The sequence below is a fragment of the Microcystis sp. LEGE 08355 genome (assembly GCF_015207185.1).
GTDB classification, from domain to species: Bacteria; Cyanobacteriota; Cyanobacteriia; order Cyanobacteriales; family Microcystaceae; genus Microcystis; species Microcystis panniformis.
Genome location: NZ_JADEXI010000038.1, coordinates 1 through 16,145, shown reverse-complemented (window position 1 = coordinate 16,145; position 16,145 = coordinate 1). Strand labels below are relative to the sequence as shown.

Annotated in this window: 12 protein-coding genes; 3 read left to right on the top strand and 9 right to left on the bottom strand. The window is 41.8% G+C overall.

The window, feature by feature from the left end:
* Positions 1–184: 184 nt before the first annotated feature.
* On the bottom strand, positions 185–1,540 hold the full coding sequence (locus tag IQ242_RS03570; RefSeq protein ID WP_193959062.1) for a (Fe-S)-binding protein: 1,356 nt from the start codon (positions 1,538–1,540) through the stop codon (positions 185–187).
* Positions 1,541–1,549: 9 nt separating this feature from the next.
* Complete coding sequence (locus IQ242_RS03565) at positions 1,550–2,836, bottom strand: FAD-binding oxidoreductase (protein ID WP_193959061.1); 1,287 nt, start codon at positions 2,834–2,836, stop codon at positions 1,550–1,552.
* A 353-nt stretch (positions 2,837–3,189) separates the two neighbouring features.
* Here IQ242_RS03565 and IQ242_RS03560 point away from each other — a divergent pair, with 353 nt between their 5' ends.
* From IQ242_RS03560 to purM, 3 genes are all read left to right on the top strand, one after another.
* A complete protein-coding gene (locus tag IQ242_RS03560; RefSeq protein ID WP_193959060.1) occupies positions 3,190–4,377 on the top strand; it encodes an aspartate aminotransferase in 1,188 nt (395 codons plus the stop codon).
* A gap of 97 nt (positions 4,378–4,474) precedes the next feature.
* On the top strand, positions 4,475–5,206 hold the full coding sequence (radC, locus tag IQ242_RS03555; RefSeq protein WP_193959059.1) for a DNA repair protein RadC: 732 nt from the start codon (positions 4,475–4,477) through the stop codon (positions 5,204–5,206).
* A 104-nt stretch (positions 5,207–5,310) separates the two neighbouring features.
* Complete coding sequence (purM, locus tag IQ242_RS03550; RefSeq protein ID WP_193959063.1) at positions 5,311–6,336, top strand: phosphoribosylformylglycinamidine cyclo-ligase; 1,026 nt, start codon at positions 5,311–5,313, stop codon at positions 6,334–6,336.
* 370 nt (positions 6,337–6,706) lie between these two features.
* Here the strand turns inward: purM and IQ242_RS03545 are convergent, their stop codons facing one another.
* From IQ242_RS03545 to IQ242_RS03515, 7 genes are all read right to left on the bottom strand, one after another.
* Positions 6,707–7,693, bottom strand: a complete 987-nt coding sequence (locus IQ242_RS03545) for a hypothetical protein (RefSeq protein ID WP_193959058.1) — start codon at positions 7,691–7,693, stop codon at positions 6,707–6,709.
* Between the two features lie 36 nt (positions 7,694–7,729).
* Positions 7,730–9,406 carry a DUF4127 family protein gene (locus tag IQ242_RS03540; RefSeq protein WP_193959057.1) on the bottom strand — a complete coding sequence of 559 codons (1,677 nt, stop codon included), beginning with the start codon at positions 9,404–9,406 and terminating at the stop codon, positions 7,730–7,732.
* Between the two features lie 70 nt (positions 9,407–9,476).
* Complete coding sequence (locus IQ242_RS03535) at positions 9,477–10,532, bottom strand: DUF3616 domain-containing protein (protein WP_193959056.1); 1,056 nt, start codon at positions 10,530–10,532, stop codon at positions 9,477–9,479.
* A 91-nt stretch (positions 10,533–10,623) separates the two neighbouring features.
* On the bottom strand, positions 10,624–11,931 hold the full coding sequence (locus tag IQ242_RS03530) for a leishmanolysin-related zinc metalloendopeptidase (protein WP_002753630.1): 1,308 nt from the start codon (positions 11,929–11,931) through the stop codon (positions 10,624–10,626).
* A 254-nt stretch (positions 11,932–12,185) separates the two neighbouring features.
* Entirely contained in the window at positions 12,186–14,480 is a 2,295-nt protein-coding gene (locus tag IQ242_RS03525; protein WP_193959055.1) for an SH3 domain-containing protein, read from the bottom strand.
* A gap of 65 nt (positions 14,481–14,545) precedes the next feature.
* Entirely contained in the window at positions 14,546–15,577 is a 1,032-nt protein-coding gene (locus IQ242_RS03520) for a hypothetical protein (RefSeq protein ID WP_193959054.1), read from the bottom strand.
* 41 nt (positions 15,578–15,618) lie between these two features.
* Positions 15,619–16,145 (bottom strand): hypothetical protein (locus tag IQ242_RS03515; RefSeq protein ID WP_193959053.1); only part of this gene is annotated, 527 nt, incomplete at its 5' end.

Sequence of the window (16,145 nt, the reverse complement as noted above, 5' to 3'; positions counted from 1 at the left end):
ACCTAATTTTCAGGGAAAAAGTACCTAAATTTTACCCCCGATCACTCCAATGGTTGGCACTTTTTGAGGGAAAAAAAGTCTAAAAGTCTTACCCAACAAGGTTTTAAGATTTATTCAGCAAACCCTATCTAATAGAAAACGGGTTTCTTGAAGAAACCCGTTTTCTGTTTTAAACGGGGATGAACTAGGAAATTTTCAGCCCGCGAATGGCATAATCTAATAATTCGATGGGATGAATAACGGGTGTATCTTTTCCCTGTAATTGTAGATGTTTTTTAATTTGTAGGGAACAACCCGGATTAGGAGAAGCAATCACCGCAGCCCCAGTATTTAATAAATTGCGTACTTTCTGCTGACCTAATTCATCGGCAGTATCTGGCTGTAGCATATTATAAACTCCGGCACTGCCACAACACAAGGCCGCATCGATAGGTTCTTTTAAGTTAATATTGGGGATTTTTTGCAATAATTGCCGTGGTTGCACGGAGATTTTTTGTCCGTGTAAAAGATGACAGGCATCTTGATAAACTAGGGTTAATTCTGTCTCGGTAATCGGGGATAAATCAGCAGTTAAACCCACTGCGGCTAAAAATTCTTGGGCATCGCGTACTTTAGCCACAAACTCCTTAGCCTTATCTTTATATTCAGGATCATCGGCTAAAATATGATGATATTCCTTGAGAGTATGACCACAACCCGCCGCATTGATAATAATATAATCAACCTCGGTTTCTGCGAAACTATCGATCATTTGTCTGGCTAAACTTTGTGCTTGTTTTTCCTGTCCTTGATGTGCGGGTAAAGCGGCACAACAACCCTGGGTTTTTGGGATAACCACTTCGCAACCATTGGCAGTTAAAACCCGCACTGTTGCTTCATTTACCGGCGAGAAAAAGAGGCGCTGCACACAACCTAAAACTACTCCCACTCGATAGCGTTTTTCAGTTTGGGAGGGAATAACATCGGCATAGTTTTTAAACAAAGAGGCCAGGGTGATTTTGGGTAAAATTGATTCCATGGCCGCTAGACGAGGAAAGAGCATTTTTAAGATACCCGATTTCCTGACTAGGGTTTGTAATCCCAGGGTTTGATATAACCAGAGGAAAGGTAAAAATAATTTGAGACGGACGGGATAGGGAAAGAGATTAAAAATCAGAAAACGAATAATTTTATCTTTAAAACTGCGGGGTTGATTGCGTTCCACTTGCGGACGAACTGCGGCGATTAATTGATCGTATTGTACTCCCGATGGACAGGTACTAACACAGGCTAAACAACCTAAACAAGTATCAAAATGTTGGCTAGTGGTTTCGTCTAAAACTGCTTCCCCTTTATTGATGGCATTCATCAGATAAATTCTGCCCCGGGGGGAGTCCATTTCTTTGCCAATCACTCGATAACTGGGACAGGTAGATAAACAAAAACCACAGTGAACACAACTATCGATTAATTCTTGGGCAGGGGGATTCTTGGGGTCAAATCCTTGATTTTTTTGGTCGATTAATTCTTGAAAGTTAACGGAATGTTCGGAGGTTTGCATAATTTTTAATTAGATTTTGTTAAGAAAGCGTTCAGGACTAAAAATACCGTGAGGATCGAATTTAGTTTTTAGGGTTTTCATCATGGTGATTGCGTTACCTGTATAACCCCAAGGTTCAATTTTTTCCTTTAGCGATGGAGGCGCGGTTAACACCGTTAGATAACCCTGATTGGCACTGCATAAAGAGCGAATTTTGTCAAGATTTTCCTCCGATTTTAAGATAACTTTACCCACCCCGCTACTAATATTAATCGAGGCTAGTCCGTTAATTTGGTCGATCACTAGAGCTAAATTGCTAGGTAATAATCCTATTTTGCCGAAAAAATTGCCCTCTTGGTCATAATTATCGATTGTTTTTCGGTATCTTTGCCCTAGAGAAACTGCTGCCTCATCCCGATAATAATTAGTCTGACAATCTAACTGTTGTCCTAAATAACTCACCTGTTGCGATTGTTCGCTAATACTTTCGGGAATGCTTTGAAAACGCAGCAGTAAAGCGACTTTTTCCCCTAATCCTAGTGCTTGCGTCATCCCTGGGTTTAAACATTCAGCCACGGTGGGAGTTAAGGCCGATTGCCGAATAACTTGACTCAATTTGCTAATATTTTCGCTATTTCCAGTGATTATCAGGGTTTCTGAGTTAGCGGTTTCGGGATACAGTCGCAGGGTAATTTGATCGATAATCCCTAAAGTGCCGTAGGAACCCGTAAATAGCTTCATCATGTCGTATCCCGCCACATTCTTGACCACACGCCCTCCAGCTTTAGCAATCTCGCCATCGTGACGGATAAAGGAGAATCCTAGGATCAGATCCCGGACACCACCGTATCTTTGCCGCCATGTTCCCGCATCGGCGGTGGCTATAATACCGCCAATCGTGGCATTATCGGCGTAACTGGGATCAAGAGGAAGAAATTGACCGCTAGGAGCTAAAAAAGCCTGTAAATCCGCTATTTTAAGGCCAGCTTGCACGGTTATAGTTAAATCTCCCCTAGCATGGTCAATAATCCGGTTGAGATTTTGGGTACTGACTAAAATATCGGGTGACTCGACTAATCCACCCCAATCTAATTTAGTGCCTTGACCATAGGCCAGTAAAGACAGACGATTTTCGTTGGTAAAACGCACCAGAGAGGATAAAGCGGTTGTATTAGCGGGATAAACTATAATTTCAGGACTTTTGCCCCTAATTGCCCTTGATAATCTTTCTTGTTCCTCTTTTGGCACTTGTTGCCAGGTAATAACTGTCGTGTCGGGGGGTAAAATAGAAGTTATCTGAACAGCGATCGCAGTCATATTTTACAAAAGAATTGAGGAGTGAGGACTTACCTGCCGATAATGGCGAAGAATGGGGGTAATGCCGGGGCTAATCAGTAATTTTGGGCCTCTATTAATCAGATTACCTTAGTTTGGCTCTCCATCTCCGATGTCAGGCAATTCTAGCAATACTGAGGCACAAAGAAGTCAGCTAATAACTAACTGCAAAGTAGCTGGTTATAATTAAATTAAAAATGGATTTTAGGTTCGATCCCCCCTTAATCCCCCCTTGATAAGGGGGGTATCTGACAACTTTTAACGCCTACCTACTTAAATTAGCCATACACTCGTGTCATAATGTTAGATTACCTCGATCAGTAAGCCAAGAAGTAATGAGTGTAAATTGGACGAATAGCCGCGCCAAGCGATTAAGTGCCTTACCCCCCTACGTTTTCGCCCGCTTGGATGAATTAAAAGCCTTAGCCCGCAAAGAAGGACTAGATTTAATCGATTTAGGTATGGGCAACCCGGACGGTTTTGCCCCGCGTCCAGTTATCGAAGCGGCCATTCAAGCTTTTGAAACCCCCCAATTTCACGGTTATCCACCCTTTGAAGGAACCGCCAGTTTCCGAGAAGCGATCGCTAAATGGTATGATCGCTCTTATGGTGTGGAACTCAATCCCGATAACGAAGCTTTACCCTTGCTCGGTTCCAAAGAGGGCCTATCTCACCTGGCCCTAGCTTATGTTAACCCCGGCGATGTGGTCTTAGTTCCCAGTCCCGCCTATCCCGCCCATTTTCGCGGTCCTTTGATTGCCGGGGCGACGCTATACCCGATTATTTTAAAAGCGGAACAGGATTGGCTGATAGATATCGATTCTATCCCCGAAGATGTGGCTAAACAGGCTAAAATCCTCTATTTTAACTATCCCAGTAATCCCACCGCCGCCGTTGCCCCCCTGGAATTTTTTGAAAAAATCGTTGCTTGGGCCCGGCAATATGAGATTATGCTCGTCCACGATCTCTGTTATGCTGAATTAAGTTTTGATGGTTATCAGCCCACCAGTTTATTAGAAATTCCGGGGGCAAAAGAGATTAGTGTAGAATTTCATACCCTCTCAAAAACCTATAATATGGCTGGGTGGCGCGTCGGTTTTGTCGTGGGCAATGCCGATATTATTCAAGGGTTACGCACCCTGAAAACCAATCTCGATTATGGTATCTTTTCCGTCATCCAAAAGGCGGCCGAAACCGCCCTACAACTGCCGGATGAATACGTCAAACAAGTACAGGAAAGATACCGGCAGCGACGAGATTTTTTAATCAAAGGTTTGGGACAATTAGGTTGGGATATTCCCCCCTCTAAGGCGACAATGTATCTCTGGATTCCCTGTAGCGTCGGTATGACTTCCACGGATTTTGCCCTCAGTGTTTTGCAAAAAACTGGTGTCGTCGTCACTCCGGGTAATGCTTTTGGAGAGGGAGGGGAAGGTTATGTGCGCGTCAGTTTAATCGCCGATATCCCGCGATTAGGGGAAGCTTTACAGCGCCTCGAAGATGCGGGAATTCGCTATCGGTAAGGAGAGTTTTTCCCCTTGATTTACCGGCCAAATCCCTCTAGGCACTGGCTAAAATTGCGATTATGATGGAATTTTATCGCGGTAGCTTGCCACTTCCATGACCTACAGCTTAAGAATTGCCGATATTCCCGTCAGTGAAAGACCAAGGGAACGTTTAATCAGTGTCGGGGCGAAAAACCTCAGTAACGCCGAATTATTAGCGATTTTACTGGCTACAGGTCAAGGTAAGGGGAAACTCTCGGCGGTGGGTTTAGGACAGCATATTCTCAACGAATTGAGTAAATATCGCCGGGATCCTTTGGACGTTTTGAGGGATATTCAGCCCCAGGAATTAACCGCTATTCATGGCATTGGACCGGCTAAGGCTACTACTATTCTAGCGGCGATCGAATTGGGAAAACGAGCTTTTCAACGACGACCGACGGAAAAAATGGTCATCGATAGTCCCGATACCGCTGCCGCTATTCTTGGACACGAACTAATGTATCAGTCTCAGGAACGTTTCGCAGTTATTTTACTCGATGTCAAAAATCAGTTAATCGCACTAAAAGTGATTACTATCGGCACAGCCACGGAAACACTGGTACATCCGCGAGAAATCTTTCGAGAAGTAGTGAAACAATCAGCTACTAAGTTAATTATCGCCCATAATCACCCCACCGGGTCACTTGTGCCTAGTCACGACGATATTTTACTCACAGAACAATTATTACAGGGAGCCACCTATCTAGCCATTCCTCTCCTAGATCATTTGATCCTCGGTAATGGCAACTTCCAAAGTCTTCGCCAAATCACAGATCTTTGGGAAAAATATCCCCAAGAAGATTAGACCTCTTGTAAAAATAAAAGATTGTTGTTGGGTTTAGCTGGAAAAGGGAGCGAGTGCGACCGAAATCTGGGTAAAATTTGAGAGATACAATCGGTCAATTGGGCATGGATTATAAAGAAGCGGGCGTGGATGTGGAAGCGGGACGCGCTTTTGTCGAGAAAATTCGCCAAAATGTGGAAAGTACCTTCCGTCCCGAAGTTATCGGCGGTTTAGGCGGTTTTGGGGGGTATTTTCAGTTACCTTCCGGTTATCGGCAACCGGTGTTAGTATCGGGAACTGATGGTGTGGGAACCAAGCTGAAAATTGCCCATAGTCTCAATTGCCATGATACGGTGGGAATTGACCTCGTGGCCATGTGCGTCAACGATGTCTTAACCTCTGGGGCTGAACCTTTATTTTTCTTGGATTATCTCGCCACCGGTAAACTGGAAGCGTCACAGTTAGCAGCGGTGGTATCGGGAATCGCTAGGGCCTGTCGTGATAGTGGTTGTACTCTTTTGGGAGGGGAAACGGCGGAGATGCCGGGGTTTTATTCGGCGGGAGAGTACGATTTAGCGGGTTTTTGCGTCGGTATTGTCGAAAAAAGTCAATTACTCGACGGCAGTAAGGTGCAAATCGGCGATGTGGCTATCGGTTTAGCCAGTAGTGGGGTTCACAGTAACGGTTTTAGTCTTGTTCGTAAGATTATCGACACCCAGGGCTTAAATTGGCAAGATTGCCCCGAAATTTTGGCTGGCTCTAGCTTAGGTGAAGTTTTGTTAACTCCCACTAGACTTTATGTTAAACCTGTGCTAGAACTTTTGCGCTCTGGGTTAGATATTCACGCCATGGCCCACATTACCGGGGGTGGCATCCCGGAAAATTTGCCCCGCTGCTTAGGTAAAGGGCATTCTGTGCAGATTTACCGCAAAAGTTGGCCGGTTTTGCCGATTTTTCACTGGTTAGCCCAGATGGGATCGGTTAATTCCGAAGCCATGTTTAATACTTTTAATATGGGTATCGGTTTTGTGATCATTGTCCCATCGGCTCTGGCGCAATTGACTATTAATCAACTACAATCCTCTGGGATTAATGCCTACCAAATCGGCGAAGTGATTGCCGGCAAGGGGGCAATTGTTGGGCTTGATTAAGCTAAAAAACTCTTTCAGTCAACCCTACTTAGGGTCTGCTGAATAAATCTAAAAACCTTGTTGGATAAGAACTTTAGACTTTTTTCCCATCAAAAAGTGCCAGCCATTGCGGGGATCGGGGGGAAAATTTAGGCACTTTTTCCCTGAAAATTAGGTAATTGACCCCCTGAAAATGGGTAAAACCCTACACCCGTTCGGCTGAGCTCACGGCCGAAGCCCACACCCCACCCCCACGAAAAACTTTTTGTCGCAAACCCTAAATAATAGACCTCCTGCATGATTAAAAAGTCAGTCAATTCTAGGGGAGAAATCAGCCTATTCCCTGACTTCCCCCAGAATTCTGAGGGACAAAGCTCTAATCCTTAAAATCCTAACGTTTTAAAGGATAAATACCCGGTGGCAACCAAAATCCTTCTGTATAGCCATTCTCCCATTGCATATAAACGTGATCGAAGAAATCGAGGTTTTCAGCATGAAGGTCTTTAATTTGCCATTTAGTCCCGTTTATTCCAGTTTCTGCTGGCTCATTCTCTTGACCTGGGTTAGGAAATTGAGTCCGTTTTGCCCCATCTTTGGTGATGAAATAGATATGACCAGACCCGTTCTCCGTTCCTTGGTACTTCCAGCGTGGCGCTCTTGCTCCAATTGCCCCACGAGGTGCTAGGTAATCTTTTTTCAAAAAGTAGAGAAACCCGAGACGACGCAGTTTTTTCTCAACGCCTGTAACTTGAACATTATCAATTAAACAGGGGTCTTGGAAAAGTGCTTTGACGGTGGCTAATCCTAACTTTTCAGCCAGATATTTCATCACACAGGAGACAGAATAAGCACAGGGTGCATGATGAATACCGTATTGATCTTTGTTTTGTTCAACTAATTCGTTTAGTTTGTTTCGACCTTCCTCCGTTGCTTCCATAAAGGTTTCTTTGGACTGAAGAATGGGCAGGATTTCTTGTTCAAATAACCGGCACCCTTCGGCATCAGTTAACCTGTGATCTGTCGGCAGAGACTTGGTGTGTTTAAGCTTTTTGTAATCATCTAAAACCAGACCCCCATAAATAGTTTTAGTATAATCTGAGGAATCTGCCACATAAATTATAATGCTGGTTTCTTCTTCATGATTAGCTTGATCATAGCCAAAGGCAGTAATTTTGCGCTTCCCAGGATTCGTGAATCCTGAATAAGTAATCGACCAAGAACCGTCTGCTTTAACCTGATTATTACCTAGGGAATATTTGTCATCTGCTGTGAGTTCTACAGTGACTATTCCAGGATCGACTTTGCCTGTAAAAGTAACAGGTTTTAGACGTTCAAAGCGAGCATCATTGATGGGACTAAGAATTTGTAAGGAAGTCATGGTATTTCTCCTATGAGATTGTTGAAAAATTGACTGTTAGACGAATTGATCACCCAATGAAGGATTAAAAGCGATCGCTTCCAGATCGGTACGATAGATACCAACTTTATGAATTTCCTCTGGTAATCTTGGCCAGATGTGGACTTCACTCTCAAAAGTGCGCCAAAGTTGGGGAGTAATTCGGAAGACTCGGTTATTAACAAAAGGAAGTCCTGCAAAATGTTCTTGCATTCTGACATTAACGCGCCGATTTAAGACCTCAAAGACTTTTTTGACCGTAGCAGGATTATCATATCCGTCGTAATGCTTGAAAGTTATTCCTGTTTGATTTTTTAGCTGATTACAGAAGCTTTTAGGTTCTTCGGATCGTTGAACTTCTTTATAGCCATTAGCAAAAACATCATGAGCAATTGCCTCCAGGTAAAGTTGTCTTTGAGCGGCGGGATTTTTAGCGTAGAAAAGAATTTTTGCCACCGCCAAAGTTGAGCCAACACAATTGCCAAATGTTCCCCAACTACCGAAGGCCAAGAAATCATCATAAGGTAACACAGAAGTGACATTCCAAGCCCCATTAAAAAGTCGGCCATCAATCATGACTAATTTAGCGCGTTGCTCGGAAGAATAATTCTTGTATTTAGCCAGAAAATGCTCATCTAACTGGGCTTGTTCCCAGTCGTCTTTCTGATAATCATCAATACTACCATTTTGACGACGAGTTAGGATAGCGACCTCGAAATCCCAGTCAGTTTCTGATTCCTCTAACCCAACTGCTTGTAATTTTTCAGTCACAAGTTCTCGTGGTGGTCGTCTCCCGTCGTACCACATTTCAGTCTCCTCATTAGAGATGCGGACACGCACTTTAGTTTTAGGAAGAGTTTGAGCGATTCCCATTGCTACTAATTCATCTGCTCCCCAAGTAATTGGCTGTTTTAGAGCCGAGAGATTATACTTATCCAGAAGATTGTCTAATCTCGTTTGCATTGTTTCTCGCACATCTTTGGATGAATGTTTTTGAGAATCTCCCATCGCACAAACGACAGCTGAGATTTTTCGATTTATCGACTGTAATAGACGGATAGATTGTGCGAGTCTCCACAACTCTTTGTCGTGTCTTTCTTTTGCCCAATCTGGATAAGGAGTTGGATCGGGTTGAGGAGGACCGACACCAACAAAAGATTGGACAATAACCGCTTTTTCAAATTGAGAAATACTGGGGAGATAATCTTCGGGATATTGTACCAATCGTTCTGCAATAATGAACGCTGTATCCTTGACCGGAAGCAGTGTAATCAGTTGTCTAACTAAAGAATCTGTTTGTCTTCTTGGACTAAGAACGTAAACAGGACAAATTCTTTCTGAACGGTTGTCTTGTCCATTAGGGGGAATCCCCACTCCTTCTAAATCTTGTTCTGTTGGTCGGTGATACACCTTAAATTGAGACAGCTTAATGTCTTGCAATATCTTGGCTACAGGGTCATTACTTTTAATTTCGACATGGGGAATATAAGCGAACCATTTCGTCATCTGATTAACAGGGGTTGTTAATTCTAACTCCCAGTGATTATTGTCGGCAGATTTGTAATTATTAATCTCAAGTTTATCTCCTGCTGTCAAGGAAAATTTTTGAGTAAGATCAGTAATCTGACTGCTATCTAGAGTGGATTGTTTGATAACAGTATTGACTAGAGCTTTCAGTTTTTGGGTAGTCATCATTGATTCTCCTTTTTTTCAATATCAGAGGATTATCTAAGTCTCAAAACTAGCAAAATTTGAGGACATAACCCTAATTAGGGACAGTAAATTGCATAAACTTGGCAGGTATTGCACACTGATTTCCAGAATCCCCACTATTGCCATCAATCAAAATATAGGCTGTTCCATCAACGATCGCTACTCCTTCTGATGACTGGGGTAATTCTCGAAGGATTTCAGGTTTAAGAATCGTATTGGGTTTGAGATCCTCAGCCGATAGTTTCCAAAAAACGAAATTATCTTGACCATCTTTCGGCCCGCCAGCAATTCCCCAAATCTGGTTATTATCAAAGGTAATTTCTCTGATTCCCCGTCCCCCTAAATCTAGAAGTGTTGCTCCATCGAATTGATAGTTATCCAGATTAGCCATTGATAGTAAAACAGCATAATTCTTAGCGTCTAATGTGACAACGGGAGAACGTAAGCCAATCCAAATCTTGAATTTTTCGAGGGATAAAGGCTCAGGAATGGCTACTGCTCCTTCCGCATTAAAAGCATTGGCTTGTTCACACGCCACTTTATCTCCTAATGATTGATTAGCCTTGGTTTCCGCCTCATCAATAGCACGACTCACGGCACTGATAATCTTGTTAGAATTCACATCTAGACCTTGAAAGAGAACTTTAGAATCGATTTGAGGACTTTGGATCAGTTCACCAATAATTTTTAATTGATTTCCCGACAATTGAGCCTGTACAAACCGTTGTCTATTTGCTTTGATCTCACATTTATTGTTACGACTGTGAGAACCGAAGAGAAGAACTTTATTATCATCTAATTTTGCGATCGCTTCAATGTCACTTATTTTTTTCTCTAAGGCTAACTGACTTTGACGAGTTGAGTCTAATTGCTTAGAACTCACAGAATAGAGAAAGAGAGCGTCTTTTTGTTCATTATCTGCTACTAAAAGGCAATTTCCTTCTGATTCTGGACAGGTTACTTTTACGACAGCAGATGGTTCACAGACAGGATATTTTCCCAGTGTTGATACATTGTCAGCCTTAATATGAGCCATCGGGAAAAGCCAACCGAGAAGAAGAGCCAAACTAAGTGCTGATAATAGCTTGAAAAGGTGGGTAATTTTCATAGAAACAGTCCTTAAATTATGAAACACTCGATCGGGGGAAGCTTAATTCAGGAAAATAGTAATAACTCCCCCCATATTTATGTTGACAATTTTAGGTCAATGCGGTGTAAATTTCCTCCGATATTTCGGTATCTTTATAGTATTCAAAGTTAATTTCTTGGACTGTTTCTGTCATGGTGAATAAAACATCTTCAATCTCACGAATCAAGGTTTCTAAATTCGTTTTTTGGATTAATTCCTCAGCAATAACATGACCGAGAAGTGCCATCACTTTAATCGTCACAGGTAAGACATATTCATAGGTATCTTTGAATCCCGTCATTAATTCCTGATCAAATCGTTCTTCGTCCCAGTGGGAATATGCTGTTCCTGGACCATAATCGGTTTCAACAAACATATATTGTAGTTCGGGAATCTTCTTGATTGTTTCGGGTTTAAAAGCACCCGTATTTTGATAAAACAAATTCATCCATTGATCCCAACCAAATCCTAATGTATGTCCAATTTCGTGAATAATTGTGCCAGCAATACCATAATTAGTAAACGTTCCAAGATACTTAGTATTAAACTCAATCTTGCCATAGACGGTATTGCCTTGTTGATAAGGTTTATAGGCTCTAGCAATCACAGAACCAGGACTATAAAATGTTCCTAGTCGGATCACAATATTAGACTGAGGAATGACAAAACGATTCCAAAAGTTACAGGCTAATTTAGCGGTTGCTTTCAGCTTCCCATTGTCATCGTTTAAGATTTGGTAAGTAATCACCGTGCTTCGGTTAATATTTGGGCGAATGATATTGACATGAGGACTATAAGCAAACCAGATGACTGAACCATTGACAGGGGAAGATAAAAGCAATTTCCAATGATTATGATCCACCCTGTCATACTGTTGAATCTCAAGTTTCGATCCAGCTAATAAAGTAAATTTTTGTCTTGGATCGGTTATCTGTGTACTATCAATGGGGTATTTTTTAATGACAGTATTTACCAATGCTTCGATAGCTTGAGTCGTCATAAACTTTTCTTCTCCATTGCCAATAAAATCATTTGAGCGCACAATAGTATAAGGTTTATCGGGATAAAAATTGTGGTCTTTATCCATCTCTCCCCGCACATAAGGAGCAAGGGGTGCAACAGCTTCTATGTCACGATGAAAGGTCAGAGTTTCTAATTCAACCCATCCACAATTGCTATTTACTCCTTCAGGTTTAGAGATAGCTGTACCAAGAATTTCAGAGACGGGAAAAAAAGGTTTTTCTCCACCGATTATTCCTTTGATATAAGCTCCTTTAGGGATGCGTGCTACCATGTCTCCATGAAGGCTTAAATCATCGAGTTCTAGCCATCCAGGGATGCCTTGGTTGGGATTGAGTTCTTCAGGGATTGACATCATAATTAAGTCCTCAAATAAGTGATCATAATTATTAAAACTAGGAGGGGATTAGATTGATTTTGCCCTACCTAACAAAAAGTTTAAGTTTCCTTGACTTCTGCGTATTCTTCAAAGACAAAATGAACATCTCGATCGCCTTTGACTTTTATCCAGCCATTTCAGCCAATAGTGTTGCCATTCTTGGTAATCAAGTTAAGTCAATGCCGACAATATTTTATCTGTGATTGCTTAACTTGACGTGAATGGACAAGGAATTAAGCAATTGAACACCAGCGAACAATGGTATAACCAATGACACCGGGATCACCGTTGCTGTTTAAATCATTCCAAAATCTGGTGTATTCATTGGGAGGCATGGTTTGACATCCGGCACTGAAAGGATTCGTTTCTCCACCTTGATGAAATAACATCGTTGTTCCAGCAGAAGCACGAGGTTCATTAGGTTGAAATAGGCCATCGTGACTGGTATCTCGTTCCGCCATGGCTGATGCGGTAGGACACAATACTTTACCCAGGGTGGCACTTGTTCCTGTTTTATATTCGTAATATCCTTCGGGTAAACGTCCTAAATCCAGTCGTCCATCACCATTTGCATCAACCCCCATTCTGTTGCGATCAGCCAATGGATTATTACTATCTTCATACTGAGATGAGGGTTCCGTGTTAGAGGCGTATTTACAAGCGTGTTTCCCTGCGCCATCTTTCCAGATCATGTAAGTAATATCATCGTAACAACCATGCCAATCATTGACTTTTGTACTGGTTTCCTTCCGGAAAGAGATTAAATTGCGTTTACGCAATGTTCCGCCATTATGGGTGATAATCTCGGCACAATAATCGTATTGCTCACTTTCCGATAGATTAGAAGCAGGAGGGTTGATTCCCGAACCCATCAGGCGATCAGAGGTTAAACTTTCTAGAACCCAACCGGAACAAGGTGAACTAATACGAAGCCATCTCGCACCTTGACTATCCAAACCAGCATCTACGACAGTTAAAGCCGTGTTATTGTCTAATTGACCCACTTTTTCATAGGTAGTCCCAGGTCCAGAGCGCACATTTAAGGGAGGATTGGCATCAGCAGCAAAGACTCGATGCAGCGAGGAAGTTAAAGAAGTAAAGACATAACCTTCCACGGGTTTATCAATGCGAAGCCAATTGTCATCCGTCCCTATCACGTTTAAGGGTGTGCCATTAGTCAGTTCTGTCACCACTGAAAAGTTTGTTCCTGCCCCTGAACGGACTTTTAAAGGCGGATTCGGGTCATTGACAAACACGCAATAGGAAGATTTTGTCAAGTCACGATGAACATAACCTTCAATCGGTTTACTAATTTTGAGCCAATTGCCCTCTTCACCTACAACTGTTAATCGTGTCCCGTTATCTAAACGCCCCACAGGATCATAATTACTCCCTGCACCTTTCCGCACATTTAAAGGCGGATTGGCATCACAGACAAAGACGAATTTTTCAGGCTGAGGTAGGGGGGGTTGACTTCCTAAATATTCCTTAACTCCCGCACAAATTTTCTCAACAATTTGCTGATAACCGCCATCTCTCAACCAACGAGCATCTTCGTCATTGTCAATGAAGCAACTTTCAAGCAAGATGGTGGGCATAGTACAATCATGGGTACAATTCCAGACACGACTATACCAGTCATGGGCAAAGGGCGTTCCAGCGTATTCATAACCCCGTGCTTGTAAAGGCAGTCCTCGGAAGTGTTTATCCATGATTTTGATAAATTTCTCAAATTCTGGACTCCGATTCACATAGAATAACCACCAACCTTTTGCCTGTCGGTTACAAGCATTATGATGCAGACACAAACAAATATTTGCACCACTGTCATTAGCTCGTTGTTGCAAGGTGGAAAGGGAAGCTAATTCATTTTCTTGACGACAGATAATCACTTGATAATTGCCTTCCGCTTCTAAACGGGCCTTAACTTCAACTGATTCTTTCCAGTTGTAGTCTTTTTCCCGTAAATTTAGCGTATGGTTGACTGCCCCTGAATCTGTCCCTCCATGTCCTGGCATAATAGCAACTTTGAAAATCCGTGATGGAGGAGGTTGTTCTCCACCATATTCATCTAGTAAGTTTTGAGCTTCAGGGAAAACATTTTTGACCTTACTGACATAGTTTGGGTCGGTGGCATAGCCCTTTTCCCAAATATATTGTAAATAGCCTTCGGGATCATTATCATAGGCTTCCCATCCCTGATAGGGGGAATTCGGACGACCGATAAACCGCCAATATCCCATTGCGGCCTGTTCTGCGGTTTTCCAATGACACCAATAACAACCATTGGGTTCGCTAGGGGTAACTAACCAAATTTGATGGGTGATTTTTTCGGTGTAATTGTCGTCAATTTTATCTCGCCATTTGAGTCCACCGGGGTTTCCCGCTTCTTGAAAAAGTTTACTCGTACCTCGTGCAGATTCAACGATTGCTTGTGCTAATTGAACAACCCGTAATTTGCGATACCGAGTGGGAATTTGTTCGGTGGTAGCAACGGCACGCACATAATCAGTCCATGAGAACATCATAATCGTTTCCTCCTATTATTAAACAGTTTCCAAATACTAAAAGTTAGGGAATGCAAATTAATTGATTACTGCTCAAAATTCTTGAGATTTTCCTTTAAGTAAGCCAAGAGAATCTCTAGACGTTTTGCTTCCGCTTCAGTCACTCGTTCACCTTTTTGTTTTAACTCAAAATACCGCTTAGTAGAACTAGCTAAACGAATAGTTTTACCCAATTCTTCTAAAGCATTGAAGTAGGGAATCACAGTATTAGAAGTGGTTAGAGGATAGTTAGTAGTTCTGTGGTAAGCTTCTAATACTTCAGTGGCTAAGTTTTTCTCGATTTGACTGGGGGCTAAAGTAATCCCTTTTTTGATGTTAACTACAATGTAAGGACTGACGGGTTTATTATTAGTTGAAGTCACAATCCCATTCGATCCCATTTTCAAGGTTTCTATCTCAACGGGTTCAAAGAAAAAGGCATAAGCTCCTGTTTGTAAGGGAGCTTCTCCAATCACAGGTCTTTGCTCAACGTTAGCAGGATAAAGACCAAAAGTTGATGTTTTCACTTGGGGTTGAAATCTAGCTTCAACAACAGTTGCCAGAATATTATTAATGCCCTGTAAGGCTGTACTTCCAAGAGTTGTATAAGGTATTAAACTAGGAAAAGCAGCTCCTACAGTTCCTACAACTTGCTTCAATGAATTGGTAACTTGTCCTAAAGTAGAACGTCCTAATCCTTGACAAAAACTACTAAACGATAAATACAATTTCTGAGATTTTTCATCTTTTTGAAAGTCTTCAATGACAGCAACATTTTCAGCCCAAATGTCTGTTACATCTAAAGTCATTCCAGAAATGTGATTAAGATAGTGAACCTTTAAAATAGGGGTTTCTTGATCTCCTAATCCTATCTGACTGACAAGAGCGAAATAGTTATTATCCCACTGTCCTGCTAAATAATCACCTTTGTATTTAGTGTATAGTTGCAGTGAAACTGTATTGATCGAAATAGTAAAATCCTCCGCAGGAGCAATTAAAGCATCATTATCCTTGATATAGGGATCAAGTAATTTTCCCGGTTCGTGAAGAGGAACTCTAGCAATAGTTGTCGTGGTCATTTGATATTCTCCTGATGGCATCAATAATGCAGGTAATACATCTAAGCAATTACTGTTGTCCCGGTGATTAAATCTTTAAACTTTGCTGCAACCTGATTTTCCCAAGCCTGAAAAATCAGATCATCTTCAAATAATTTTTGAGGATTAATGGTAGAATTAGGATTGATCAGAACTCCGATATCTCGGTATTCAGGTTGCTCATCTAAAGCGTAAGCCGCTAACTCACTACAAATCCATTTATCAGGACAGTTGAGAGCTTCAGACAGTAATTTTTTGATTTTTTGCCGTGATAAAAGATTGAGTATCTGACCGGGTAAACTTCCAGAAAAGGCATGAGCTAGGATTAGTTTATAGTCATATTTTTTACCTACTTCTGGTTTAATAATATCAACAATACGCTCTGCAATATTATCAGTTAAATCTTTGGGTTTGCGGAAAAAAATTTGGCAATTAGAAGGTTTAAAATAGGGTTGTAGATCATTTTCTTCTACCATATTCGTGCCAGCATTCGCTTCAATACAGGTATTTTCACCCGTAACGATGAGAGCGTGAGTAGCAGAAATATTGC